This window comes from Ruegeria sp. H8 (assembly GCF_056532905.1).
In genome coordinates this window covers 150,766-176,722 of sequence record NZ_JBQFNY010000008.1, presented here as the reverse complement: position 1 = coordinate 176,722, position 25,957 = coordinate 150,766, and the positions used below count along the sequence as shown (strand labels likewise).

Here is a 25,957-nt window from a genome sequence, read left to right as displayed (position 1 = left end):
TCAGCCTGCCAACGCGTCCGCGATTTTCGCCGCCAGACGCCGGGCAACTTCGTCTTTACCCATACGGGGCCATTCCTCGGCCCCGTTGTCCGAAATCAGGGTGACCGCATTTTCCGACCCGCCCATAATGCCTGTTGCAGGGCTGACATCGTTGGCGACGATCCAGTCGCAGCCTTTGCGCAGACGCTTGGCCGTGGCGTGTTCAATCACATTGTCGGTCTCGGCCGCAAAGCCGACAACCAACGGCGGGCGGTTCACGCCCATCCCGGAAACACGTTTCAGAATGTCCGGGTTTTCGGCGAACTCCAGTACCGGCAGGCCATCGCGGCTTTTCTTCAGCTTCTTGTCCGAAGCGCTGGCGACACGCCAGTCCGCGACCGCAGCCGCGAATATTCCGGCATCGACGGGCAGAGCTGCATCAACCGCATCAGACATCTGTTGCGCGGTTTCGACAGGTACGACCCGCACACCCGCCGGGGGCGGCACGTCTGCCGGGCCAGTCACAAAGGTCACCTCGGCCCCCAATTCCGCCAGCGCCCGGGCCACGGCGGCACCTTGGGCCCCGGACGAACGGTTGGCTATGTACCGGACCGGATCTATCGGCTCATGCGTCGGGCCGGACGTCACCAGCACCCGCCTGCCCGCCAAGGGCCCCGCAGACAACCGAGCCTCAACCGCCGCGACAATTTCCAGCGCTTCGGACATGCGCCCCGGGCCGTATTCGCCACAGGCCATGTCGCCTTCGTTCGGGCCCACAAAGCGCACGCCATCCGCTTGCAGCTGCTTCAGGTTTCGCTGTGTTGCCGGGTGGGTCCACATCCGCACATTCATCGCGGGCGCACACAGAACGGGTGTGTCCGTGGCCATCAGAAGGGTCGAGGCCAGATCGTTGGCCAGCCCTGCGGCCATCTTGCCCATCAGATCCGCCGTTGCGGGTGCCACGACGATCAGATCCGCAGAGCGGGACAGTTGAATATGCCCCATCTCGGCCTCATCGGTGAGGTCAAACAGATCGCGATAGCCTTTTTCACCTGCCAGAGCCGATACGGACAGCGGTGTCACAAACTCTTCCGCAGCGCGCGTCAATACAGGGGTTACGTCCGCGCCACGCTCGCGCAACCTGCGGATCAGGTCCAGCGATTTGTAGGCCGCGATTCCGCCACCGATAATCAGCAGAATGCGTTTGGATGACAGCATGTTCAGCCCTTCCCGTCCCGGTCGGCCCCGACATTAGGCAAGGCCCGCAGGTAGTTCCAGCGATTAATTCTGCACCTGAAATGCCGCACAGGGGTCTTCGCGCTCGGCCGTGGGGCTATCAATCACGATATCGAATTCTCCGTCGATTGCTCCATCCTCCGATTGTCCGACGGCCACGACTTTCCAACCAGGTCTGAGGCGCGCAAGATAGGTCGGTATGCCCCGATCCTTTCGCGCATGACCGTTTCCGGTGATCACGGCAACCGGACCCCCGGTTTCGTCCATCGCACGGACCACGGCCCGGGCCAGCACAGCATCGCGCAATCGTTGGATCGCAACCATCTGGGGCAACATTTCAGCCGGAAGCGCATCGCAATGCGCCGCCAACTGGTCGGCTTCGCGCGCGACCTGTTCTTCAGACGATAGAGGCACCGTCAGACCATAACGCGCCGCGTCTGCACCCAACGCCGTGGCGGCACCGCGTTCCATCGCGGCACGCGCAGCAGCACGCGGAACCATGGCCCCGTACACCGGCGCGCCTGACGCCTCGAACACCGGATAATACATGCTAAGCGGCGGCCAGCCACTTTCAGCCCATTCCAGAATACGGCTCAGTTCTTCCGGGTTGGACACAGCTTTCTGCGCGAGCCTCTGCGCGCCTTCTTCCGTGACCATTTCCCAGACGACGGCCGAGGGTGAAACAGCTTCAAGCGCTTCGGCCTGCACCAGATGATGCGTCGGGTTGTCGTGAACTTCCCCCAATATCACGACATCGGCGTCCCGCATCGCGGACATGGCATCAGCGGGAACAAGTCGATCTGCCAGCCCCGGTCGCGCTGCCGCAACCGTAAGACCCAGAACGCACACAAGAATCGCAAACTGTTTCATGCGATGAAGTGTTGCACCTCGCGCGACTGGGCTTCAAGGTTCTTGCGCATTTTCGCGAAGGCTGCGGCTTCAAGCTGACGTACACGTTCCTTGGACAGACCCAGCTCGGTTCCAAGGCTTTCCAGGGTTCGTGCGGGGTCTCGCAGCTTGCGCTCGCGCACAATGAAACGCTCGCGATCATTCAAGGCATTCATCGCCGTCAACAGCCACTTGCGCAGTTGTTCGGTGTCATGGCTGTGTTCAACTGCTTCGGCTGCCTGCTCGCGGTCATCTTCCAGGGCATCAATCCACTCGCGCCCATCCTCATCAGCGGATTGCACCGCATTCAGCGAAAAATCAGAGCCGGACAGACGACCTTCCATCATCTCGACGTCGCGCAGCGGCACACCGATTTCCGTGGCGATCATCTGATGCAACTGATGACGGTCCAGTTCCTGACCTTCGGTGGCGGCTTCACGTTCCAGCCGGGCCTGAACTCGACGCATGTTGAAGAACAGCGACTTCTGAGATGAGGTTGACCCGGTCCGAACCATGGACCAGTTCCGCATGACATAGTCCTGAATGCTTGCCTTGATCCACCATACGGCATAGGTCGAAAACCGCACGCCGCGATCTGGATCGAACTTGTCGGCGGCCTTCATCAGGCCAAGGCCTGCTTCCTGAATGAGATCATTCATCGGCGCGCCATAGCGCTTGAACTTGGCCGCCATCGAAATCGCCAGACGCATATAGGCCGTGATCAGACGGTGCAACGCCTGTTCATCACGCTCATCACGCCACGCATAAGCCAGTTTCAGTTCGGTTTCCGCATCCAGCAGCTCGGCCTTCATTGCTTGCCGGGACATCGAAAAGTCCGTCGCATTATCCAGTGCCATAAACCTCTCCCCTGTTTGCAGGTACTGGTCAGACTTGCTTTGCCGACCTATGACCATTACGCAAAACAGCACCAAACGGATCAACAATAGGTAAGTACTGTGTCGCCGGATTTAACCTTGGTTCTGGGTGGGGCCGCGTCAGGCAAGTCGGTTTTCGCCGAAGAACTGGTTGTTTCTCAGGGGAAAAGCCGAGTTTACCTTGCGACATCACAAGTGTTTGATGACGAGATGCGCCAGAAGATTGAGCGCCATCTTGAACAACGCGGCGACGGGTGGACTACGGTTGAAGAACCCTTCGATCCGGGGCCGGTTCTGGCCACGTTGTCGCCCGATCAGATTTGCCTAATTGACTGCGCCACTATGTGGCTGAGCAACCACCTGTTGACTGATGCCGATCTGGAAGCGGCACAAACCGCCCTGCTTGACGCCCTTCGTGCATGCCCCGCGCAAATCGTGATTGTCTCGAACGAAGTTGGCCACGGTATTGTCCCGGACAACGCCCTGGCCCGCCGGTTTCGCGAAGCCCAGGGGCGGCTGAATATAGCACTTGCAGCGCAGGCCGATCTGGTGGTGCAGATCACTGCCGGGTTGCCCTTGGTTCTGAAAGGGCAATTGCCGTGACGCGCCTTCACCTCGTCCGACACGGGCCGACACATGCGAAAACCATGGTCGGCTGGTCCGACCTGCCCGCCGACCTGAGTGATACAGCCGCACTGAAACGTCTGCACGACCATTTGCCGCCCGAGGCGCTTGTGATCTCGTCCGATCTGTCACGGGCGGTTGACACCGCCACGGCCATACAAGGCCAACGTCAACGTCTTCCTCATGATCCGGGCTTGCGGGAAATCCATTTTGGTCACTGGGAGTTGCGCGGATTTGCCGAAATTGAAGCCGAAGACCCGGAACTGGCCTTTGCGTATTGGGACAACCCCGGCGATGTCCGCCCGCCGCAAGGTGAAAGCTGGAACGACGTCCGCAATCGGGTCGACGCGGCGATCGACACGCTTGTTTCAGCACATTCAGGCGGCGATCTGGTCATCGTCGCGCATTTCGGCGTTATCCTAACTCAGGTGCAGCGCGCCCTTGATCTGGACGGACAACAGACTTTTTCACACCGAATCGACAACTTGTCGGTGACGGATATCCTGATCGACGCAGACAGGTGGTCCGTCGGTACAATCAATCACCTTCCGTGAACAGACCCCTCACAAATCAATGTTTTACCGAACTGCGAACCTGCGGCATCGTCTGCGTATGACATATGATTTGTATATCGGCGACCGCCTCTTCTCCAGCTGGTCAATGCGTGGCTGGTTGATGCTTGAGAAATTCAACCTGCCCTACAGAAGCCACATGATTGGCCTGTATTCGGGCACAATGGCACAGGATATGGAGCCCTTGGCCCCAGCGCGACTTGTGCCTGCCCTGCACCTGCCGGAAGGAACTGTGGTGGGCGAAAGCCTGGCCATGGCTGAAACCCTGGCCGAGCGCCACCCTGATGCCGGGTTGTGGCCATCAGATCCCGCCGCCCGGGCAACCGCCCGCTGGCTGTGCGCCGAGATGGTGGCAGGGTTTGGAGCCTTGCGGGGTGAATGCCCGATGCAATTGCTGCACGTCTGGCAGGATTTCGACCCATCAGATGAAACACTGGCAGATCTGGCACGCATCGAAACACTCTGGGATCATGCGCGCATAATGTCAGGTGTGGAACAAGGCCCGTTGTTCGGCTCGTATTCGCTGGCGGACGTGTTTTACACACCTGTCGCAGCGCGGATCATCGGATATGGGCTGCCAGTTTCCAAGGCGAACCGGACCTACTGCCTGGACCTTTTGTCAGACCCCGCCGTCAGACAATGGCGCGCAATGGGCCTGACTGTCAGATACGACCCTTTTCCCTATCGTCTGGATTTGCCGTCCAAGCCGTGGCCGATCGGAGGGGTTTCAACCGCCAAGCCGGCCTCCGGCCCGTCAATCAACCAAGTTTGCCCGTATTCCGGCAAACCCGTCGCGGAGTTTCTTGAGTTGAATGGCAAATGCTGGGGCTTTTGCAATCCATTCTGCCGCGACAAAACAATTGCCGATCCCGACGCGTGGCCCAAATTCGCTGCATTGCGCGCAACCGTTAACGACTCTTAAACCACAATCATGGCAGCAACACCCTGTTAACCAGGAACAGGACTGCCATGGTCGCCCGCGCCCACACTGTTGCCTTTCACGGCGTCGAAGCCCGCCCGGTCGAGGTGCAATGTGCCGTATCGCCCGGCTTGCCGGCCTTTTCCATCGTTGGCCTTCCCGACAAGGCCGTGTCCGAAGCCCGCGACCGTGTCCGCAGCGCGCTGAGTGCGATGGCCATCGCTCTGCCGTCGAAACGAATTACGATCAACCTGTCTCCTGCCGATCTGCCCAAGGAAGGCAGCCATTTCGACCTGCCCATCGCAGTCGCGCTGTTGTCTGCGCTCGAAATCATCCCGGCCGATGCCGCCGAAGGAACGGTCGCACTGGGAGAGTTGTCGCTTGATGGCTCTTTGGCGCCTGTCGTCGGCGCCCTGCCCGCGGCCATGACGGCAGCGTCCGAGGATCGCATGTTGCTATGTCCCAAAGCCTCCAGCGCCGAGGCTGCATGGGTCGACGCCACTCAGGTTATCGGCGCGGTTTCCCTGGGCGATGTTGTCCGCCATTTCTCGGGACAGTGCCCTTTGCCGGCGGCACAACCCGGCGAGGTGAATCTGACGCCCAGCGTGCGGGATCTGCGCGATGTAAAGGGGCAGGAACGCGCCAAGCGCGCCTTGGAAATCGCGGCAGCCGGTCGTCACCATCTGATCATGATCGGCACGCCGGGGTCGGGCAAATCCATGTTGGCCGCACGGCTTCCGGGCATCTTGCCTCCGCTGACCGCAGTCGAAGCGTTGGAAACTTCGATGATCCAGTCCCTGTGCGGGTTGCTGGACGAAGGCGGCATCAACCGCACGCGTCCTTTTCGGGAACCGCATCATACGGCCTCGATGGCAGCCATTGTCGGCGGGGGCAAAGGTGCCAAGCCCGGTGAGATCTCATTGGCGCATAACGGCGTGCTGTTCATGGATGAGTTCCCCGAATTTCCGCGTACGGTTCTGGAGACCCTGCGCCAGCCAATAGAGTCCGGAGAAGTCATGGTGGCGCGTGCCAATGCCCATGTGAAATACCCTTGCCGCTTCATGCTGGTGGCCGCCGCGAACCCGTGCAAATGCGGCTACCTGACGGATCCGTCGCGCGCCTGCTCTCGCGCACCCGGCTGCGGCGAGGACTATCTGAACCGTATCTCGGGGCCCCTGATGGACAGGTTCGATCTGCGGATCGAAGTTCCGCCTGTGGGCTTCACCGATCTTGATCTGCCCCCATCCGGCGACAGCTCGGCGACAGTTGCCGCGCGGGTTGAAAACGCCCGCACCATACAGGCAGACCGGTTTCGGGGAATGCCGGACCTGCGCCAGAATTCCGACGCCGAAGGCAAGATTCTGGAACAGATCGCAACACCCGATGCAGAAGGAAAAGCAGTTTTGCTGAAGGCGGCTGATCGGTTCGGCCTATCGGCCCGTGCCTTTCATCGCATTCTGAGGGTGGCGCGGACGATCGCCGACCTGGACGGATCAACCGACGTCCGCAGGCCACATGTTGCAGAGGCGCTGAGCTTTCGCATCAGCGCCCGGCTCATGGCTTAGATCTTGGCTTCAATCGCCTGCCAGATCTTTTCGGCAATGTTCACGCCGTCGAACCGTTCCAGCTCTTGAATACCGGTCGGCGAGGTCACGTTGATCTCGGTGAGATAGTCGCCAATGATGTCGATCCCGACAAAAATCTGACCTTTTTCCTTCAGCAGCGGCCCGATGGCGGCGCAGATCTCCAGATCACGCTCTGATAACCCGATCTTTTCCGGGCGTCCGCCCACATGCATGTTTGACCGCGTTTCGCCCGCAGCCGGCACCCGGTTGATTGCGCCAACCGGTTCACCGTCCACGAGGATCACCCGCTTGTCGCCATTGCTGACATCCGGCAGGAACTTTTGCACGATCAGAGGCTCGCGCGAGAACCCCGTGAACAGCTCGTGCAGAGAGGTCAGGTTGCGGTCATTGGCATCCAGTCGGAACACGCCCGCACCGCCATTGCCATAAAGCGGCTTGAGGATGATATCGCCGTGCTTTTCCTTGAACGCCTTGATCGTTTTTATGTCACGGGCAATCGTTGTCGGCGGCGTCAGGTCAGGGAAATCCAAAACCAGCAGTTTTTCAGGATAGTTCCGAACCCAGAACGGGTCGTTGACCACCAGCGTTTGCCCTTTCAGGCGGTCCAGCAGATGGGTGGACGTGATGTAATGCATGTCAAAGGGTGGATCCTGACGCAGCCAGACCACGTCGAAATCGGCCAGGTCAACTTCACGTTCGGGGCTCAGAACCGCTGGATCGCCAGCGACCCGCTGCACAGTCATGTCATGGCCGCGCGCCGTGATACGACCTTCCTGATAGGCCAGCTGATCCGGCCCATAGAAAAACAACGAATGACCGCGCGCCTGCGCCTCTTCCGCCAGACGGAATGAGCTGTCGGCGTTGATGTCCACGGCCCCGATCGGGTCCATTTGAAAGGCGATTTTCATGGCGTGTCCCTCAGTTTCACGCAAGATACATGGCCCAGCAGGCCTGAGGGTTCAATGGGGCTTAGGCGTGACCGAAGGCGTTTTCGATGATTTGAACCGCGCCAGTGCCATCTACCAGTGCCGCGTCAAAGCGGACATTGGTCAATTGCCCACCCGGTTCGTTTTCCAGGTATTGCGCGGCTGAAGCACAGATTCGGTCAATTTGTCTTTGGCTGATCCGGGCTGCAGCATCTTCGAAACTGGAGCTTTTCTTGACCTCGATGAACACTAGCCCATCGCCGTCCCGCGCAATCAGATCGATTTCACCACCGGCACCCCGCCACCGATGATGCGCAATTGCAAACCCCCGGCGCTCGTAGTCCGAGGCGACCCGAAGCTCGGCTGACTGTCCCGCCTGATAGGAAACCGAGCCCTGAATTGCACGCCGCCCCATGTCATCCCTTTCCCAGTTTCAGAGCTTTCTGGTAAATAGGTCGGCGCGGCAGATCATACATTTCTGACACAAGATCCGCTGCGTCCCGAACCGAGTGGGTTTCCAAAGCTCGTTTCAAAGCCTCTTCTACGTCGGATTCGTTAACGCTTTGCAAATAGCCGCGATCCACCAGCAAAACGATCTCACCCTTGACCGGTTTTTCCTGAATTTCCGCCGCCAGATCGGCCAGTCTTCCACGGCGGATTTCTTCGAACTTTTTCGTCAGTTCACGGCACAAGGCCGCCTGGCGGTCTGCCCCCAGGCATTCCGCAAGATCTGCAAGGCTGGCCGAGACGCGTTTTGGGGATTCATAGAACACCAAGGTGCCTGGTATGTTTTTCAAAGCCTCAATCCGGGTCCGGCGTGCGCCCGATGCATTGGGCAAGAAACCTGCGAAAAAGAATGAATCCGTTGGCAGACCCGCCAGGGTCAGCGCTGTTATGGCAGCGGATGCCCCGGGCGCACAGGTCACCATATGCCCGGCTTCGGCCGCCTGCTTGCCCAGATCATATCCCGGATCAGCGATCAGCGGCATACCCGCCTCGGATGCATAGGCGACCGATTGTCCCTGTGCCAGGGCATCCATAAGTCTGCCACGCGCCCCGGCGCCGCTGTGATCATGGTAGGCTTGGATATGCCGACCCTCCAGGGGGATGCCATGGATTTCCATCAACCGCCGCAGGCTCCGGGTGTCCTCCGCCGCTATCACATCGGCCGAGGCCAGAACATCCAGCGCCCTGAGCGTAATATCGCGCGCGGTTCCGATCGGAGTGGCAACAAAATACAGGCCCGCAGCCAATCTGATCTTTTGGAAATTCAAAGCTGGACCCTCACAGCGTGACGTTTATTATCGCGGCTCAACAGAACAGAAGCATTCACAGCCGCCGGATCAGGGAGTTTTCATTTAGATGTTTACCGTTTGCAAGCCCGTAAGCAAGCTGGCGAAAGCCGCCATTGCCCTGACGACCGCAGCGTTTCTGGCCGCTTGTGAGCCGGGCGGCGTTGGGGGTGGCCCTTCGATTGACACGTCGAATCCTGTTCCGGTTGCTTTGCTGGTTCCCCGCTCGGGCGACGCCGCGCTGGCGCAGAGCCTTGAGAATGCGGCCCGTATGGCAATGTCCGATCTGCCTAACGTCAAAATCGACCTGCGTGTTTACGATACGGCAGGAAACCCGACCACGGCGACAGCGGTGGCCCAGCAGGCCGTTGCCGAAGGCGCCAAGATCATTGTCGGCCCTGTTTACGCCCAGGCGGCAAACGCTGCCGGACTGGCCGTACTGAACAATAACGTGAATGTTCTTTCGTTCTCGAACAACACCAGCATTGCGGGTGGCAATGTATTTGTACTTGGACCGACCTTTGAAAACACCGCCAACCGGCTGGTGAATTATGCGGGCAGGCAAGGCAAAACGAACACGGTTATCGTGCACAGCAATGATGCCGCGGGGCAAGTGGGGCAAGCTGCCATCGCCAATGCTCTGGCAAACAGCCGGGTCAACAATGCGGGAACGGTCGGATACGACCGGTCGCAGCAGGGTGTCATCAACTCGGTTCCCACCATCAAGGCCACCGTCGATTCGACAGGGGCGGACTCGATTTTCATGACGGCAACGACAGCGGGTGCCTTGCCACTTTTCTCGCAATTGCTGCCTGAGGCCGGCGTTTCTCCGGCGACGACACAATTCATCGGTCTGACCCGTTGGGATATCCCCCCGCAAACGCTGGAGCTGCCGGGCGTGCAAGGGGGATGGTTCGCCCTGCCCGACCCGTCAAAGGCCCAAGCCTATCGTCAACGGTACAACGCGACATATGGAGAAGCGCCACATCCGATCAGCGGTCTGGCCTATGACGGAATAGCGGCGATTGGTGCTTTGGTCAGCCAGGGCAAATCCAATGCTCTGACCGGTGCTGCCCTGACGCAAAATGCCGGTTTCCAGGGTGTTGGCGGCATCTTCCGCCTGCGCCCGAACGGCACCAATGAACGCGGCCTTGCCGTAGCGACGATTCAGAATAAACAGGTGGTTGTGATTGACCCTGCCCCGCAAAGCTTCTCTGGTGCCGGTTTCTGAGCGATCGGGCGAGACCATGGCGCCGGATGGCGCGCTAATTTGCCCTGCCGAAAACATCTTTGACAGCGTCAGCGTCAATGATGCGCTGGCCGAGGTGTTCGAGACCAGCTCTGACAACAGCAAAATGCGTTCTGAAACAGTGCGCATTCTGCGCGACGCTCAGAAAGCGGGTCGCAAAGCCATTGCCGATGCCTTCAGCGAGCGTCCGTTCGACGCGCGTGCGCTGACCCGGTCCTATACCTACCTGACGGACCAGCTGGTCGGAACCGCGATGCTGGTCTCCAGCACGCGCCTGCACCCGCTTGCGACGCCAACACAAGGTGAAAAGATCGCCGTACTGGCCGTTGGCGGATATGGGCGCGGTGAAATGGCACCGTCTTCTGATGTCGATCTGCTGTTTCTGACCCCGTACAAAATCACCGCCTGGGCCGAGAGCGTCATTGAATCGATGCTTTATATCCTTTGGGATCTCAGGCTTAAGGTCGGGCATTCCTCGCGCACGATCAAAGACTGCCTTCGGCTGGGCACCGAGGATTTCACGATCCGCACGGCAATGCTTGAACAACGCTATTTGGCGGGCGACAAGGCGTTGGCCGACGAGCTTGAGCGACGCCTGAAAACCGAGCTGTTCAAAGGAACCGAGCGGGAATTCATCGAAGCCAAACTGAACGAACGAGATGAGCGGCACCTGAAACAGGGAGAGCGCTACAAGGTCGAACCCAATGTGAAAGAGGGCAAAGGGGGGTTGCGCGACCTCCAATCCCTCTACTGGATCGCAAAGTACATCTATGGCGTTCAGGACGTGGCCGAACTTGTGCCTTTGGGTCTGTTCACTCCGGAAGAGTTCAAGACCTTCGTTCAGGCCGAAGAATTTCTTTGGGCTGTTCGTTCGCATTTGCATCTGGTGACGGGTCGCGCCACCGAGCAACTGACCTTTGACATGCAGGTCGAGGTTGCCGCGCGCATGGGCTATGAGGATCACGCCGGTCGCCGGGCGGTCGAGGTGTTCATGCAACGCTATTTCCGCGAAGCCACGCGTGTGGGCGAGTTGACGCGGATTTTTCTGACGAAGCTTGAGGCGCTGCACGTGAAAGGCGCACCTTTGCTGGAGCGTATTTTCCGCAGACGCCGGCGGGTCAAAGCGGGATACCGGGTTGTTCACGGTCGTCTGGACATAGCGGACCCTGACAAATTTCTGTCCGACAAGGTAAACCTTCTGCGCCTGTTCGAAGAAGGCTTGCGAACGGGAATGCTGATCCATCCGGATGCCATGCGTCTGGTGGCGGCAAATCTGCATCTGATCGACGACGAAATGCGAAATGACAAAGAAGCGCGGCGCATCTTTCTGGACCTGATGCTGAAACACGGCAACCCAGAGCGAGCCTTGCGGCGGATGAACGAACTGGGTGTACTGTCCGCCTTCCTGCCCGAGTTCGAGCCCATCGTGGCAATGATGCAGTTTAACATGTACCACAGCTATACGGTGGACGAGCATACCATCCAGTGCATCGTGAACCTGGCCCAGATCGAACGCGGAGAGCTGATCGAATCGCTGCCTCTTGCCTCTTCGATTCTGAAAGGTGGGGTCAATCGCAAGGTGCTGTATGTCGCCCTGTTGCTGCATGATATCGCAAAGGGACGACCCGAAGATCACTCGATTCTTGGAGCACAGATCGCGCGCAAGGTGGCACCACGACTGGGCCTGAACAAAGCAGATTCGGAAACGGTCGAATGGCTGGTGCGTTATCACCTGCTCATGTCCGATATGGCACAGAAACGTGACATTTCAGACCCCCGCACAGTGCGTGATTTCGCCAAGGCAGTTCAAACCGTCAAACGGCTGGACCTGTTGACCGTTCTGACCGTCTGCGACATTCGCGGCGTGGGGCCGAACACATGGAACAACTGGAAAGCCACGCTTTTGCGTGCCCTTCACGCCGAAACCAAGCGCGCGCTGGAAACCGGGATGGAGGACCTCAACCGCGCCAATCGCGGCGCCGAGGCAAAGAAAGCCCTGCGCACCGAACTGGCAGCCTGGTCCAAGGCCGACCTCAAATCCGAGACGGGGCGCCACTATGACCCATATTGGCAGGGTCTCAATCTGGCCACACATGTCGAGTTTGCGAACATGCTGCGTGCGCTGGAACAAAGCGGCGACCCCGGCGCGATGGAGATCCGCCTGCAACCGGACGAGGATCGCGACGCAACCCGAGCCTGTTTTGCGATGGGCGACCACCCCGGTATCTTTGCCCGCATTGCCGGCGCGCTGGCCCTGGTCGGCGCCAATGTCGTTGATGCGCGCAGCTATACGACCAAAGACGGCTACGTCACCGATGCATTCTGGATTCAGGACGCCGAAGGGCACCCGTTTGAAGCCTCGCGCCTGCCACGTCTTACGCAGATGATCCACAAGACATTGCGCGGCGAAGTGGTTGCGAAGGAGGCGTTGAAATCACGCGACAAGATCAAGAAACGCGAGCGTGCCTTCAACGTTCCAACGCATATCACCTTCGACAATGACGGTTCTGAAATATACACGATCATCGAAGTGGACACCCGCGACCGTCCGGGGCTGTTGTTTGACCTGACCCGGACCCTCGCCGCAGCGAATGTCTACATCGCCAATGCCGTGATCGCGACCTATGGCGAACAGGTGGTCGATACGTTTTACGTCAAAGATATGTTCGGCTTGAAATACCATTCGGAAAGCAAGCAACGTGGGCTTGAGGCCAAGCTGCGCAAGGCGATCACCGAAGGTGCTGAGCGTGCGGCCTCATGAAGCAGATCCGTTTGTTTTCAGGCCTGTTCACGGTCGGCTTCTGGACGCTGGCCAGTCGAATACTGGGGTTTCTGCGGGAAATTCTGCTGACCGCCTTCATCGGCCCCGGGCCGGTGATGGATGCTTTCGTCGCGGCCTTTCGCCTGCCGAACATGTTCCGCCGCTTTTTCGCCGAAGGTGCGTTTAACGCTGCTTTTGTGCCCATGTTCTCGAAACGGCTGGAGGCGGACGAGAACCCCCAGGGGTTCGCGCAGGATGCGTTCAACCTGTTGGCCGTGGCCGTTCTGGCGCTGGTCGGGCTGGCCATGGTTTTCATGCCGGGTCTGGTGTGGCTGACGGCCGAAGGGTTCTATGGGGATGAACGTTTCGATCTGGCCGTGGACTATGGCTATGTCGTGTTCCCGTATATCCTTTTCATGTCCTTGGCGGCGTTGTTTTCGGGGGTATTGAACGCCACCGGCAGGTTCGCAGCGGCCGCAGCGGCACCTGTTTTGCTGAACATCTTTGCCTGCACCGCGCTGATCGCCGGGGCCATCTCTGGCGGCGAGGTGATACGATGGCTGATCTCGGTCATTCCGGTCGCCGGCGTCGCACAACTGGTGCTGGTCTGGGTGGCGACCGAACGTGCAGGTATCCGTATCCGCCCCGGCCTGCCCCACCTGACGCCCGAGATGCGCCGGATGGTCCGCATCGCTGTTCCCGCCGCCTTGGCCATGGGGGTTACGCAGGTCAATCTGGTGGTCGGACAACTGGTGGCGTCAAAGACCGAAAAGGCCGTGAGTTGGCTGTTTGCCGCGGATCGCCTGTACCAACTGCCTTTGGGCGTCGTCGGAATCGCCATTGGCATTGTCCTGCTGCCTGACCTGTCCCGCCGCCTGCGCGCCGACGACAAAGAAGGGGCCCGCAACGCGTTTTCCCGCGCCGGGGAATTCATGCTGCTGTTGACGTTGCCCTCGACCGTGGCGTTCCTGATCATCCCGAACCCGCTGGTTTCGGTGCTGTTCGAACGGGGACAGTTCAGTCCCGAGGATACCGCTGCGACAGCGCTGGCGGTCGCGATTTATGGCATCGGTCTACCTGCATTCATGCTGCAAAAACTGCTGCAACCCCTTTTCTTTGCGCGCGAAGATACGCGTTCCCCGTTCCGCTATGCGGTAGTCGCAATGGTCGTGAACGCGGCCTTGGCGTTTGGCCTATTTCCGCTGGTGGGTTGGATCGCCCCTGCGATTGCCGCGTCAACTGCCGGCTGGGCCATGGTTGTTCTTCTGGCGATCGGCGCACGTCGTATGGGCGAAGAAGCGCGTTTCGATGACCGTTTCAGGGCACGTGCGGGCCGGATCGTTCTGGCCTCGGTCGGTATGGGCGCGGTCTTGTTTGCGTTGATCCACTTCTTGGGTTGGACGCTGGACATTCCCGGCTGGCGCTATCTTGCGCTTTTGGTCCTGATCGTGGTCGCCGCCGTCTCGTATTTCTGTCTTGGTCATGTCCTGGGAGCGTTCAAATTGTCAGAGTTCAAACGCGCCTTGCGCCGGGCCTGATCAATCGCGGCGGATGCGCCCGACGATCCGGGCCCAGGCCCCCGGCGCCACCAGAAATGACATGCCAAAGCCGGTGGCAAACCCGCCCAGATCGGCGACCCATTCCGCGTTTCCGCCGAAGATCAGACCAAACAGGAACTGAATGCCCATCAGAACGGCGATCAGTTGGAACGCCCTTGCCTGATTTGCCCCCACAAGCGACAGTTTGCGCCACAACAACCACGTGAATGCTCCGATCAGGCCATAAACAGGTGGAAACCCTCCGATCAGGGGATAGCGCGGGTCCAGCAAAACGGCGTAGGTCAACGCGCCGCCAATCCCCGAGACGACGAAGATCAGCAGCATGGGGACACCACCAAAAACCTCACCAACCATTTTTCCCATCGCCAGAACGAAGACACAGACAAAAATCGCCTGCGTAAAGTTGGCGGAAACAAAGGGATAGGTCACGAACCGGACCAGATGTTCGAACGGCCAACGCCCGTTCAGCACCATCCAATCGAAAATATCCGCCGAGAAGGCATAGTGCTGTATCGCGTCCAGACGCCAGCCCACGGCCGCCGGCCCTCCGATCAAACCGCGCGATCCCAGCGTGAAGGCCAGTTCGACGCCGATGATGAACAGAACCAGCGCCACCACAACGGGCGGCAACGGGTTTACGGCGGGTGTGTAATGCTCACTGCTCATTGGGATGGCCTTTCGCGGCTGTTGACGTCCCTTTGCCTCATGGGTAAGCGACGGGGGCTGATTTTTCCAGACAGGAGTTCCCTTTGATGACCGAGACCCAGTTCACGCCCCGCGTGTTTTCCGGCGCACAGCCTTCGGGTAACCTGCACCTCGGCAATTATCTCGGTGCGCTTCGGAACTGGGTGAGAATGCAAAGCGAGGAATTTGAAACCATCTATTGCATGGTCGATCTTCATGCAATCACGGTCTGGCAAGATCCAATCGAGTTGCAGCATGCAACGCGGGAGCTTTGTGCCGGTTACATCGCTTCTGGACTAAACCCCGAAAAATCGATTTTGTTCAATCAAAGCCAAGTGCCGGAACACGCGCAACTGGCTTGGATATTTAACTGTGTTGCTCGAATGGGTTGGATGCAGCGCATGACCCAGTGGAAGGACAAGGCCGGCAAAAACCAGCAGAACGCTTCGCTTGGCTTGTTTGCCTATCCTGCTCTGATGGCTGCGGACATCCTCATCTACCACGCGACCCACGTACCGGTAGGGGAAGACCAGAAACAGCATCTTGAGCTGACTCGCGACATCGCCATCAAGTTCAACAACGATTTCGGCGTCGATTTCTTTCCCGTCACCGAGCCGGTGATCGAAGGTGCGGCCACACGGGTCATGAGCCTGAGGGACGGATCAAAGAAGATGTCGAAATCCGATCCTTCTGACATGAGCCGGATCAACCTGACGGATGACGCCGAAACGATTGCCAAGAAAATCCGCAAAGCCAAGACCGACCCTGATGCTCTGCCATCAGAGACCGAAGGGCTCGAGGACCGCCCCGAGGCGCGTAACCTGGTCAATATCTACGCGGCCCTGAACGATCAAACCATCGAACAGGTTCTGTCCGAAGTAGGCGGCAAGCAGTTCGGTGAGTTCAAACCGATGCTGGCCGATCTGGCAGTGGCGAAACTGGCTCCGATCTCGACCGAAATGTCACGCCTGATGGGGGATCAGGCCGAGATTGACCGGATTCTCGCCCGCGGCGCCGAGCGCGCACGTGAAATCGCTGCTCCGATCCTGCAAAAGACCTACGAAATCGTTGGCATGGTTGGCGCCGCATCACGCTGATTGCACTGGACCTTCGCCTGACGCCCTCCTAGGGTTTGCCTGAATCAAAGGAGGGCGTCATGGCAACCGGCACGAACATCCGGACCTATTTTCAAGGCCAATGGCATGAGGGGGATGCACCCATCATGCGCGCGGCGGATCATGGCGCCTGGCTGGGATCTTCGGTCTTTGACGGCGCGCGATATTTTGACGGCGTGGCCCCGGATCTGGAGGCCCATTGCGCACGGGTAAATCGGTCAGCCGAAGCCTTGATGCTGACGCCGACCACGACGACCGAACAGATGGTCGAGTTGATACGCGAAGGGTTGCAGGCCTACAGCCCGGACACAGCCGTTTACATTCGTCCGATGTACTGGGGGATCGACGGTGACAGCACGGCAATAGTCCCTCAGGAAAACAGCACCGGTTTTGCCATCTGCCTGGAAGAAATCCCAATGGCCCCGGAAACCGCGTCGGCCACTCTGTCGACCACGCGCTTCCGCCGCCCGGTTCTGGAAAGCGCGGTCGTAAACGCCAAGGCGGGGTGCCTTTACCCCAACAACGCCCGCATGCTGCAAGAGGCGCGCTCGAAAGGCTTTTCCAACGCTTTGGTGGCCGATGCGATGGGGCATGTGGCGGAAACGGCGACGGCCAACATCTTCATGGTGAAGGATGGCGAAGTCTTTACACCGATCCCGAACGGAACCTTCCTGGCTGGAATTACCCGAGCACGGCATATCAAAAACCTGCGCGCAGATGGAGTAAAGGTCCACGAAACGGTTCTGAGCTTCGAGGATTTCCACGAGGCCGACGAGGTCTTCATGTCCGGCAACATGAGCAAGGTCACACCGGTAACTGCGCTGGAGGAAACGCAATTTCAGGTGGGTCCTATTGCTCGCCGTGCCCGCGCCCTCTATTGGGATTGGGCTGCAAGTGAACGATAGCACTATGCCTCAGGCTTGCCCGAGTTGCCAGCGTGCGATCGGTCGGGCATGATCCCGGAAACCTAAAGAGGATACCCATGCGTAAGTTCCTAGTCGTTCTGGATGACAGCCGCGAATGCCTGAACGCGATGCGGTTTGCCGCGATGCGGGCTGCCCATACCGGAGGTGGTGTGACGGTCCTGTCTGTCATCCCGCCCGACGAGTTCAATCACTGGATCGGTGTGGCCGAAACCATGCGTGAAGAAGCCCGCGAACGTATCCACGCGCATTTCGAAGTGTTTGCCAAATGGATGCGGGACAAGCAGAACGTGGAACCGGAACTGGCCATTCGCGAAGGCGATCCCGTGGCACAGATCATCGAACATGTTCAGTCCGATCCCGAGATTGGTGTTCTTGTACTTGGGGCAGGGACCGACAAGAAAGGTCCTGGTCCGTTGGTGACTCAACTGACGAAGAATTCGGGTAGCCTGCCGATTCCGATCACGATCGTTCCGGGCAATCTGAGCAAAGAGAAACTGGAAGAAATAACCTGAGGAGCGGCGATGGCGAAGACGATACAGTTCTGGTTCGAATTCGCCTCGACCTATTCCTACCTCAGCGCGATGCGGATCGAAGCGGCCGCGCAAGACAAAGGCGTTGACATTGAATGGCACCCGTTCCTGTTGGGTCCGATTTTCGCGGATCAAGGATGGCCCACCTCACCTTTCAACCTGTATCCGGCCAAAGGGCGGTACATGTGGCGCGATATGGAACGTCTGTGCAAGGCGCGCGGGCTTCCTTTTGCAAAGCCTGATCCATTTCCGCAGAATTCGCTCAGGGCAGCACGTCTGGTTCTGGCCATCGAGGATCATCGGGAACGGACGGCGTTTGTTCGGGCCGTCTTCAGCGCCGAATTCGGCGCCGGGCAGAATATCTCGGAGGACAGCGTACTGGCCTCCTGCCTCGACGAGGCAGGGCTGCGCAGCAGCATGATGAACCGTGCAGGGGACACCGACATAAAACAGGCCCTGTTCGAACAATCTGCCCGCGCCAACGCGCTTGGTCTGTTTGGTGCACCAAGTTTTCTGGCCGGGGAAGAGTTGTTCTGGGGCGATGACCGTCTGGATGATGCACTAGAATACGCCTCCAAAATTTAGAATCGTTCCAAATCTTGACTTCCCGTGCGCCTGCGCGCATATCAGAAGCACATCAGACGGAGCGCCCTCATGTTCATCCAGACCGAATCCACCCCCAATCCGGCCACGTTGAAATTCCTGCCCGGCCAAACGGTGCTGGAAGCTGGAACAGCGGATTTCCCAACTGCGGAAGCGGGCGCAAAATCCCCTTTGGCCAAACGCATTTTTGCGGTCAACGGTGTGACTGGCGTGTTTTTTGGCAACGATTTTGTCACCGTTACCAAATCGGACGACGTTCAGTGGGACCACATCAAACCGGCCATTCTTGGCGCGGTGATGGAGCATTATCAATCCGGCCAGCCTGTTATGGGCGCAGATTCCGCCGGGGCCTCGGGCCATGCCGAACACTCTGGAGAGGACGCTGATATCGTCAATCAGATCAAGGATTTGCTGGACAGCCGTGTGCGTCCTGCCGTGGCTCAGGATGGGGGTGATATCACGTTCCACGGGTTTGATCGCGGCGTCGTCTATCTGCACATGCAGGGGGCCTGCGCGGGTTGCCCGTCTTCGACATTGACCCTGAAGATGGGTATCGAAAACCTTCTGCGCCATTACATTCCGGAAGTGACCGAGGTTCGCCCTGTTGCCGTCTAACCCGACTATTCTGGCATTTGACACATCGGCCGCGCATTGCGCGGCCGCTTTGTTGCGCGACGGCGAAATCGTGACGTCTCGTGCCGAAGCAATGTCACGCGGACAAGCCGAACGATTGATTCCGCTGTTGGAAGACGTTCTGGCGGAAACCGGATGTGATTGGGCCGGTTTGGACGCGATCGGCGTTGGGATAGGGCCCGGGAACTTCACCGGCATCCGTATTTCGGTTTCGGCCGCGCGGGGTCTTGCACTTGGGCTGGAAATCCCTGCGGTCGGAGTTTCCGGCTTCGATGCCTTGCGTGAGCTGGCGGAAGGCGGGCAGACACCGGCGATCCCTGCCCCGCGCGACCAGGTTTATGTGAAAATGCCCGGTGCCGATCCGTGTCTCTTGCCTCGGGCCGAAGCGGAACTTGGCGGGCCGTTGTATTCCTGCTCTGACCCTGCCTTGCTGGCACAAGCCATCGCCCGGCTGGCCGCGCGGCGCTGGGATCGTACCAGCTTGCCGCCTGCACCTTTGTACGTAAGGCCCGCCGACGCGGCTCCGTCCCGCGATATCCCCCCTGTTCTGCTGAACGAATGACACCGCACGAGATGGCATCGACCCATGCCGCAGCGTTTTCGCACTCGCGCGGCTGGACAGAAGATGAATTCGCCGCTCTTCTTGAAAACCGCTTTACTCATGCCGTCGGAGATTCCCGGTGCTTTGCACTGTTTCAGGTGATTGCGGGCGAAGCCGAGTTGCTGACAATTGCGACCCACCCTTCGTTTCAAAGGCAGGGCCTGGCACTTCGTCTCATGCAGGAATGGCATGATCAAGCGATCGATTTTCAGGCAACGCGTGCCTTTCTGGATGTCGCGGCCGACAACATTGCGGCCATTTCCCTGTACAATCGATGCGGATATCGGCAGTGCGGGTTGCGCAGGGCGTACTATGCACGCGAAACGGGCCAGAAAACTGATGCACTCGTAATGGAATGCCGCCTGCCCCTACGGCAATCGCCCGTTTTTTAGACCATTTGGTCAGAATTCAGTTGACCATGGTGGTTGCAAACCCCCTTAATACCCGCCATCACAACAGTTATGCTCGCTAAAAGTGGGTGAACGGGGCTAATCTGACCCTGTGCCAACAAAATAATATTGGGAGACTGAAATGACCCTGATGAAATCCTTGATGGGTGCTGCCGCTGCCGTCGCAATGTCAGCCGGAGCGGTACTGGCCGAACCGGCGGTGATCTTTGACCTGGGCGGCAAGTTCGACAAGTCCTTCAACGAGGCCGCCTATAACGGCGCGCAGCGCTGGGCGAATGAAACCGGCGGCAAGTATCTGGAAATCGAAATTCAGGCAGAACCGCAGCGCGAACAGGCCCTGCGCCGGTTTGCGGAATCCGGTGCAAATCCGATCATCACCATGGGGTTCGGAATCGCTGACGCCCTGGCGGCTGTTGCAAGTGATTACCCCGACACCAAATTCGTCGCTGTTGACGTGACTTGGCTGGACGCTCCAAACATCCGCCAGATTGGCTTTGCCGAGCACGAAGGGTCCTACCTGGTCGGGATGATGGCCGCCATGGCGTCGAAATCCGGCACCGTTGGTTTCATCGGAGGCATGGACATCCCGTTGATTCGCCATTTCGGATGCGGCTATGCCCAGGGCGCTAAGGCCGTGAACCCAGACATCAATGTTGTTGCCAACATGACAGGAACAACGCCTGCTGCCTGGAACGATCCGGTAAAAGGTTCGGAGCTTACAAAAGCGCAGATCAGCCAGGGCGCTGATGTGATTTACGCTGCGGCCGGCGGAACCGGCGTTGGCGTTCTGCAAACTGCGGCTGACGAGGGCATCCTGTCGATTGGTGTGGACAGCAACCAGAATCACCTGCACCCAGGCAAAGTTCTGACTTCGATGCTGAAGCGTGTGGACGTCGCTGTTTATGAAGCGATGAAAGCAGGCGAAAACGTTGAAACCGGCGTTTTCATCATGGGTCTGGCCGAAGATGGGGTCGGCGTTGCCATGGATGAAAACAACAAAGAGCTTGTTTCGGTTCGCATGAGCGACGCCGTAGACGAAGCCCGCAAGGCGATCATCAACGGCGACATCAATGTTGTAAGCTATTACGAGAACGACAGCTGCCCGGCGCTGCAGTTCTGATAACGCGCGGGGCGGGAGAGTGCCTTCCGCCTCGCCACCCACTTCGCCATCCGGGCGGACAGCCGGATGGGTTTCTCGGCAGTTGAGGGCAAGACATGACCGTCCCAGCCATTGAGCTCAAAGGGATATCCAAAGCCTTTGGGCCAGTTCAGGCCAACAAAGACATCTCGATCAGCGTTGCACCCGGTACGATCCATGGGATCATCGGTGAAAACGGCGCAGGCAAATCCACGTTGATGAGCATTCTCTTCGGCTTTTACAAAGCCGACAAAGGTGAGATCTGGATCAATGGGACCAAGACCGACATCCCGGACAGCCAGGCGGCCATCGCCTCGGGCATCGGGATGGTGTTCCAGCATTTCAAGCTGGTGGAAAATTTCACCGTTCTGGAAAACATCGTGCTGGGCGCCGAGGATGGCGGGTTGCTGGCGCCATCACTGGCAAAAGCCCGCAAAGAGCTGAAAGAGCTCGAGGAAGAATACGAACTGTTCGTCGATCCCGACAAGCGCATCGACGAGATCGGCGTGGGGATGCAGCAGCGGGTCGAGATCCTGAAGGCGCTGTACCGCAAGGCCGAAATTCTGATTCTGGACGAACCGACCGGCGTATTGACCCCAGCCGAAGCCGATCAGCTGTTCCGCATTCTCGACCGGCTGCGGTCCGAGGGCAAAACAGTCATCGTGATCACCCACAAACTGCGCGAGATCATGGAAAACACCGACACGGTATCGGTTATGCGGCGCGGGCAAATGACGGCCACGGTCAAAACATCCGAGACCAGCCCCGAGGAGCTGGCCGAACTGATGGTCGGCCGCAAGGTTCTGCTGCAAGTCGACAAAGTGCCCGCGACGCCAGGCAAACCCATTCTCGAGATCGAAAATCTCAGCGTTTTTGATTCGGCAGGCGTTGAACGGGTCAAAAATATCGACCTGACCGTGCGCGCAGGTGAGATCGTCGGCATCGCCGGCGTGGCCGGCAATGGTCAATCCGAATTGCTGGAAGTTCTTGGTGGAATGCGCCCAGGACAGGGCACGATCAAGCTGAACGGCGAACCGCTGGCACTGAGTGGGGCCGGATCAGATGGTCAGGCCCGCCGCGCGCAACACATTGCCCACGTGCCCGAAGACCGGCAGCGCGAAGGCCTGATCATGGACTTCCACGCCTGGGAAAACGTGGCCTTCGGGTATCACCGTGACCCGGCCTATAAACGCGGTATCTTCATGGACAACGCGGCGTTGCGCGCCGATACCGAAGCCAAGATCGAAAAATTCGACGTCCGCCCGCCCAATCCCTGGTTGGCAGCCAAGAGTTTCTCGGGCGGCAACCAGCAGAAAATCGTTGTCGCCCGCGAGATCGAACGCAACCCTGACCTGCTGCTGGTCGGGCAACCCACGCGGGGCGTGGACATCGGCGCCATCGAGTTCATTCACAAACAGATTGTCGCGCTGCGTGATCAGGGCAAGGCAATCCTGCTGGTATCGGTCGAACTGGAAGAAATCTTCTCGCTCTCGGACCGGATCGCGGTGATGTTTGACGGACATATCATGGGAGAACGCCTGCCCCATGAGACAGATGAAAAAGAACTGGGCCTTCTGATGGCCGGTGTTGCGGGAGAGGCCGCGTAACATGGAAAAAATGCCTAAATGGGCCGATGTCATTCTGATCCCCCTGATCAGTCTGATACTGGCCGCAATCCTTTCGGCGTTGGTCATCCTCGCCATCGGAGAAAACCCTGTCGAGGCCGTCAAACTGATGGTCACTGGTGCGCTGGGGTCGACCTATGGCTGGGGCTATACGCTCTATTACGCGACAAACTTCATGTTTACCGGTCTTGCGGTGGCCGTCGCCTTCCATGCCCGTATGTTCAACATCGGGGGCGAAGGTCAGGCGATGCTGGGCGGGCTGGGCGTGGCCATGGTCTGTCTTTATGTCGACTGGCCGCATTGGAGCATTGCCTTGCTTGCCGCCTGCGCGGCATCGATGCTGTTCGGCGCGCTCTGGGCAGCCATTCCGGCCTATCTTCAGGCAAAGCGTGGCAGCCATATCGTGATCACAACGATCATGTTCAACTTCATCGCCGCTGCTTTCCTGAATTACATGCTGGTCAATGTCATGCGGCCCCAAGGGTCGCAGGACCCGGCCACCGCGCGGTTCTCTGAAAGCGTGCATCTGCCCTCTTTCCAGGAGATGTTCTCGACCGCAGAGAACGTTGTTTTCCGCGGCGCCCCAGCGAACATCACCTTCTTCATCGCGCTGCTTGCCTGCGTCGTTGTCTGGGCGCTGATCTGGCGCACGCGTCTGGGTTATGAAATCCGGGCTTACGGCCATTCCGAGACAGGCGCTGTCTATGCCGGTATTTCACCTGTGCGCATCACGATTGTCGCGATGCTGATTTCCGGCGGGCTGGCGGGGCTGATGGCCATCAACAATGTCATGGGCGAAGCCGAGCGACTTGTTATGAACTCGACCGAGGGCGCGGGTTTCATTGGTATCGCCGTGGCTCTGATGGGGCGTTCACATCCGTTCGGCGTGTTTCTGGCCGCGCTCTTGTTCGGATTTCTGTATCAGGGCGGTGCCGAGCTGGCGCTGTGGGCTTCGATTCCGCGGGAACTGATCGTGGTCATTCAGGCCCTGGTCATCCTGTTCACCGGCGCATTGGACAACATGGTGCGAATGCCGCTTGAAAAACTTTTCCTGGGTATGCGGAAGAGGGCTGAGTGATGGAATTTTTCGTAACCCTCATTCAGGTTCTGGATTCGACCATTCGCCTGTCCACGCCGCTGCTGCTTGCCTGTCTGGCCGGTCTGTTTTCGGAACGGGCCGGGATCTTCGACATCGGTCTCGAAGGCAAGATGTTGATGTCAGCGTTCTTTTCGGCTGCAATCGCAGCAGTCACAGGGTCGGTTTGGCTGGGCTTGCTGGCTGGTATCGCATCCTCTTTGTTGCTGTCGGGCCTGCACGGGCTGGCGTCGATCACCTTCCGGGGCAACCAGTTGATATCGGGCGTGGCCATCAACTTTCTGGCCTCGGGCCTGACCGTCTTGGTCGCGCAAAGCTGGTTTCAGCAAGGTGGTCGGACACCCTCTCTGTTTGGCGGGGGCCGGTTCGAACCGATCAACTTCCCGTTTGCCGAGCCCCTCAGCGGTGTGCCGATTATCGGCCCCATCTATTCCGAATTGCTCTCGGGCCACTCGATCCTGGTTTATGTCGCGTTCCTGATGGTTCCGGCCACCTGGTGGATTCTGTATCGCACCCGGTTCGGTCTGCGCCTGCGGGCGGTGGGTGAGAACCCGGCCGCAGTGGACACCGCCGGTGTATCGGTGGTTGGCCTGCGGTTCGCCGCTGTCGCCATCTGTGGTGTATTGTGCGGTATTGCAGGCGCCTATCTGGCTACGGCCTTGCAGGCAGGGTTTGTCAAGGAAATGACCGCCGGTCGTGGCTTTATCGCCTTGGCCGCCCTGATCTTTGCCAAGTGGCGCCCGTGGCATGCCATGTGGGCCTGCTTGCTGTTTGGTCTGCTGCAAGCGATCGCGCTGCGGTTCCAAAATATCGACCTGGGTGGCGTCGTGATTCCCGTGCAGGTGATGGACGCCCTGCCCTATATTCTGACGGTGGTAATCCTTGCCGGCTTCGTCGGCAAGGCCATCCCACCTCGGGCAGGCGGAGAACCCTACGTCAAAGAGCGCTGATAAGGCCAGTTCCGAACTGAGTTTCAGTCCTGTTCGCTGCGGAGCGGCATGCAGAGTTGATTTTGCATGCCGCAACCGTTCTAAGAGGGTATGAGTGTGTACCTTCCTGCAAACTGGCAGTTGTCCGCAGACCCGATCAGCGCAAACAGGCAGGTCTGGTCGTATGTGCCGATTAGTCACATTCAATTTTTTAAATATTTAGGCGAATGCGACGCTATGGCGTTGCGCCTCTCAACTCAGTGCGACTAGAAGAGCCCATGCAGATATACCTTCCCATCGCCGAAGTCTCAGTAAACGCCTTTCTCTTGTTGGGGTTGGGCGGCATGGTTGGCATCCTGTCCGGAATGTTCGGTGTCGGTGGCGGCTTTTTGATGACCCCGCTGCTGTTCTTCATCGGTATTCCGCCGGCGGTGGCTGTTGCTACCGAAGCCAATCAGATCGTCGCATCATCCTTTTCCGGAGTTCTGGCACATTTCCGACGAAAGACCGTGGACCTAAAAATGGGAACGGTATTGCTGGTTGGCGGGCTTGTTGGGGCCGCTTTGGGCGTGGTTGTCTTCAACTATCTCAAAAGCCTGGGTCAGGTCGATCTGCTGGTGACACTCTGTTACGTTGTTTTTCTCGGCGTCATTGGCAGCCTGATGTTTGTCGAAAGCCTGAGGGCCCTGCGTAAAGCCAAGAAAGGCGGCGCGGCCCCTGCCAAGCGCCGACAGCGGGGCTGGGTCCATGCCATGCCCTTCAAAATGCGTTTTCGCACCTCGGGCCTGTATATCTCGGTCATCCCGCCGGCCTTGGTCGGTCTGTGCGTCGGGGTTTTGTCGGCGATCATGGGCGTTGGCGGCGGCTTTATCATGGTCCCTGCCATGATCTACTTGCTGGGTATGCCGACCAAGGTCGTTGTCGGCACGTCGCTGTTTCAGATCATCTTTGTGACAGCCTTCACCACGATGCTGCACGCCACCACCAACTATACGGTTGATGTTGTTCTGGCAGTCTTGTTGCTGGTGGGCGGCGTCATTGGCGCCCAGATCGGAACCGTGATCGGAGCCCGGATGCCGGCGGAACAATTGCGCGTGCTGCTTGCCGCTCTGGTGCTGGCCGTATGTGGCAAGCTTGCACTTGATCTGCTTATCGAACCCGCCGAGCTCTACTCGCTTGGCAGCGGCGGAGGGCACTGAGG

The 25,957-nt window shown here is 58.9% G+C and carries 26 protein-coding genes; 19 read left to right on the top strand and 7 right to left on the bottom strand.

Annotated features, from left to right (window positions below):
• The 3 genes from coaBC to ACR0A2_RS17635 form a co-directional block, all read right to left on the bottom strand.
• A complete protein-coding gene (coaBC, locus tag ACR0A2_RS17645) occupies positions 1 to 1,197 on the bottom strand; it encodes a bifunctional phosphopantothenoylcysteine decarboxylase/phosphopantothenate--cysteine ligase CoaBC (RefSeq protein ID WP_480836439.1) in 1,197 nt (398 codons plus the stop codon).
• A 63-nt stretch (positions 1,198 to 1,260) separates the two neighbouring features.
• Positions 1,261 to 2,085 (bottom strand): ChaN family lipoprotein, encoded by an 825-nt coding sequence (locus tag ACR0A2_RS17640; RefSeq protein ID WP_480446757.1) that lies wholly within the window; start codon positions 2,083 to 2,085, stop codon positions 1,261 to 1,263.
• Entirely contained in the window at positions 2,082 to 2,960 is an 879-nt protein-coding gene (locus tag ACR0A2_RS17635; RefSeq protein WP_152456879.1) for an RNA polymerase factor sigma-32, read from the bottom strand. The genes ACR0A2_RS17640 and ACR0A2_RS17635 overlap by 4 nt, the downstream gene beginning before the upstream one ends.
• A gap of 99 nt (positions 2,961 to 3,059) precedes the next feature.
• Between ACR0A2_RS17635 and cobU the strand changes: the two genes are divergently transcribed.
• From cobU to ACR0A2_RS17615, 4 genes are read left to right on the top strand one after another with little or no spacing between them, the layout of a single operon-like run.
• On the top strand, positions 3,060 to 3,581 hold the full coding sequence (gene cobU, locus ACR0A2_RS17630) for a bifunctional adenosylcobinamide kinase/adenosylcobinamide-phosphate guanylyltransferase (protein ID WP_480836436.1): 522 nt from the start codon (positions 3,060 to 3,062) through the stop codon (positions 3,579 to 3,581).
• The gene (locus tag ACR0A2_RS17625; protein WP_480836434.1) at positions 3,578 to 4,156 is read left to right on the top strand and encodes a histidine phosphatase family protein; all 579 of its coding nucleotides are present in this window, start codon (positions 3,578 to 3,580) and stop codon (positions 4,154 to 4,156) included. Before cobU ends, ACR0A2_RS17625 begins: the two co-directional genes overlap by 4 nt.
• 58 nt (positions 4,157 to 4,214) lie before the next feature.
• Positions 4,215 to 5,096 (top strand): glutathione S-transferase, encoded by an 882-nt coding sequence (locus ACR0A2_RS17620; protein ID WP_480836432.1) that lies wholly within the window; start codon positions 4,215 to 4,217, stop codon positions 5,094 to 5,096.
• A 47-nt stretch (positions 5,097 to 5,143) separates the two neighbouring features.
• A complete protein-coding gene (locus tag ACR0A2_RS17615; RefSeq protein ID WP_480836430.1) occupies positions 5,144 to 6,658 on the top strand; it encodes a YifB family Mg chelatase-like AAA ATPase in 1,515 nt (504 codons plus the stop codon).
• Here ACR0A2_RS17615 and gshB read toward each other — a convergent pair.
• The 3 genes from gshB to rsmI all read right to left on the bottom strand — a co-directional run bounded on the left by gshB (position 6,655) and on the right by rsmI (position 8,879).
• Positions 6,655 to 7,587 (bottom strand): glutathione synthase, encoded by a 933-nt coding sequence (gene gshB / locus ACR0A2_RS17610; RefSeq protein WP_171206023.1) that lies wholly within the window; start codon positions 7,585 to 7,587, stop codon positions 6,655 to 6,657. The two genes, ACR0A2_RS17615 and gshB, sit on opposite strands and share 4 nt — an antisense overlap.
• Positions 7,588 to 7,648: 61 nt before the next feature.
• Positions 7,649 to 8,020 carry a YraN family protein gene (locus ACR0A2_RS17605; protein WP_480836428.1) on the bottom strand — a complete coding sequence of 124 codons (372 nt, stop codon included), beginning with the start codon at positions 8,018 to 8,020 and terminating at the stop codon, positions 7,649 to 7,651.
• 1 nt (position 8,021) lies between these two features.
• A complete protein-coding gene (rsmI, locus tag ACR0A2_RS17600) occupies positions 8,022 to 8,879 on the bottom strand; it encodes a 16S rRNA (cytidine(1402)-2'-O)-methyltransferase (RefSeq protein ID WP_480446762.1) in 858 nt (285 codons plus the stop codon).
• Positions 8,880 to 8,967: 88 nt separating this feature from the next.
• Between rsmI and ACR0A2_RS17595 the strand changes: the two genes are divergently transcribed.
• Genes ACR0A2_RS17595 through murJ form a run of 3 tightly spaced genes read left to right on the top strand, consistent with a single transcriptional unit; the run spans position 8,968 to position 14,445 of the window.
• Positions 8,968 to 10,128: a penicillin-binding protein activator gene (locus tag ACR0A2_RS17595; RefSeq protein WP_152456871.1), complete on the top strand. Its 1,161-nt coding sequence runs from the start codon at positions 8,968 to 8,970 to the stop codon at positions 10,126 to 10,128.
• Positions 10,088 to 12,907 (top strand): [protein-PII] uridylyltransferase, encoded by a 2,820-nt coding sequence (locus ACR0A2_RS17590; protein ID WP_371813364.1) that lies wholly within the window; start codon positions 10,088 to 10,090, stop codon positions 12,905 to 12,907. The genes ACR0A2_RS17595 and ACR0A2_RS17590 overlap by 41 nt, the downstream gene beginning before the upstream one ends.
• Entirely contained in the window at positions 12,904 to 14,445 is a 1,542-nt protein-coding gene (gene murJ / locus ACR0A2_RS17585) for a murein biosynthesis integral membrane protein MurJ (protein WP_480836426.1), read from the top strand. Before ACR0A2_RS17590 ends, murJ begins: the two co-directional genes overlap by 4 nt.
• Here murJ and ACR0A2_RS17580 read toward each other — a convergent pair whose 3' ends face one another.
• Positions 14,446 to 15,132: a rhomboid family intramembrane serine protease gene (locus ACR0A2_RS17580; RefSeq protein ID WP_480446764.1), complete on the bottom strand. Its 687-nt coding sequence runs from the start codon at positions 15,130 to 15,132 to the stop codon at positions 14,446 to 14,448.
• An 86-nt stretch (positions 15,133 to 15,218) separates the two neighbouring features.
• Here ACR0A2_RS17580 and trpS point away from each other — a divergent pair, with 86 nt between their 5' ends.
• The 12 genes from trpS to ACR0A2_RS17520 all read left to right on the top strand — a co-directional run bounded on the left by trpS (position 15,219) and on the right by ACR0A2_RS17520 (position 25,955).
• A complete protein-coding gene (trpS, locus tag ACR0A2_RS17575) occupies positions 15,219 to 16,247 on the top strand; it encodes a tryptophan--tRNA ligase (RefSeq protein WP_480836423.1) in 1,029 nt (342 codons plus the stop codon).
• A 59-nt stretch (positions 16,248 to 16,306) separates the two neighbouring features.
• Entirely contained in the window at positions 16,307 to 17,170 is an 864-nt protein-coding gene (locus ACR0A2_RS17570) for a branched-chain amino acid aminotransferase (RefSeq protein ID WP_152456866.1), read from the top strand.
• Positions 17,171 to 17,247: 77 nt separating this feature from the next.
• Positions 17,248 to 17,703, top strand: coding sequence for a universal stress protein (locus ACR0A2_RS17565; protein WP_152456865.1), 456 nt, complete (start codon positions 17,248 to 17,250; stop codon positions 17,701 to 17,703).
• Between the two features lie 9 nt (positions 17,704 to 17,712).
• A complete protein-coding gene (locus ACR0A2_RS17560; protein ID WP_480836421.1) occupies positions 17,713 to 18,306 on the top strand; it encodes a DsbA family protein in 594 nt (197 codons plus the stop codon).
• 69 nt (positions 18,307 to 18,375) lie between these two features.
• A complete protein-coding gene (locus tag ACR0A2_RS17555) occupies positions 18,376 to 18,939 on the top strand; it encodes a NifU family protein (RefSeq protein ID WP_480836419.1) in 564 nt (187 codons plus the stop codon).
• The gene (tsaB, locus tag ACR0A2_RS17550) at positions 18,929 to 19,519 is read left to right on the top strand and encodes a tRNA (adenosine(37)-N6)-threonylcarbamoyltransferase complex dimerization subunit type 1 TsaB (RefSeq protein WP_480836417.1); all 591 of its coding nucleotides are present in this window, start codon (positions 18,929 to 18,931) and stop codon (positions 19,517 to 19,519) included. Before ACR0A2_RS17555 ends, tsaB begins: the two co-directional genes overlap by 11 nt.
• Positions 19,516 to 19,950 (top strand): GNAT family N-acetyltransferase, encoded by a 435-nt coding sequence (locus tag ACR0A2_RS17545; protein WP_480836415.1) that lies wholly within the window; start codon positions 19,516 to 19,518, stop codon positions 19,948 to 19,950. Before tsaB ends, ACR0A2_RS17545 begins: the two co-directional genes overlap by 4 nt.
• 139 nt (positions 19,951 to 20,089) lie before the next feature.
• Positions 20,090 to 21,088, top strand: coding sequence for a BMP family lipoprotein (locus ACR0A2_RS17540; RefSeq protein WP_171119679.1), 999 nt, complete (start codon positions 20,090 to 20,092; stop codon positions 21,086 to 21,088).
• 95 nt (positions 21,089 to 21,183) lie between these two features.
• Positions 21,184 to 22,713 (top strand): ABC transporter ATP-binding protein, encoded by a 1,530-nt coding sequence (locus ACR0A2_RS17535; RefSeq protein ID WP_171634889.1) that lies wholly within the window; start codon positions 21,184 to 21,186, stop codon positions 22,711 to 22,713.
• Between the two features lies 1 nt (position 22,714).
• On the top strand, positions 22,715 to 23,809 hold the full coding sequence (locus ACR0A2_RS17530; RefSeq protein WP_152456858.1) for an ABC transporter permease: 1,095 nt from the start codon (positions 22,715 to 22,717) through the stop codon (positions 23,807 to 23,809).
• Positions 23,809 to 24,777 carry an ABC transporter permease gene (locus tag ACR0A2_RS17525; RefSeq protein ID WP_480836412.1) on the top strand — a complete coding sequence of 323 codons (969 nt, stop codon included), beginning with the start codon at positions 23,809 to 23,811 and terminating at the stop codon, positions 24,775 to 24,777. Before ACR0A2_RS17530 ends, ACR0A2_RS17525 begins: the two co-directional genes overlap by 1 nt.
• A 257-nt stretch (positions 24,778 to 25,034) precedes the next feature.
• On the top strand, positions 25,035 to 25,955 hold the full coding sequence (locus ACR0A2_RS17520) for a sulfite exporter TauE/SafE family protein (protein ID WP_152456856.1): 921 nt from the start codon (positions 25,035 to 25,037) through the stop codon (positions 25,953 to 25,955).
• The last annotated feature ends 2 nt before the right edge of the window (positions 25,956 to 25,957 follow it).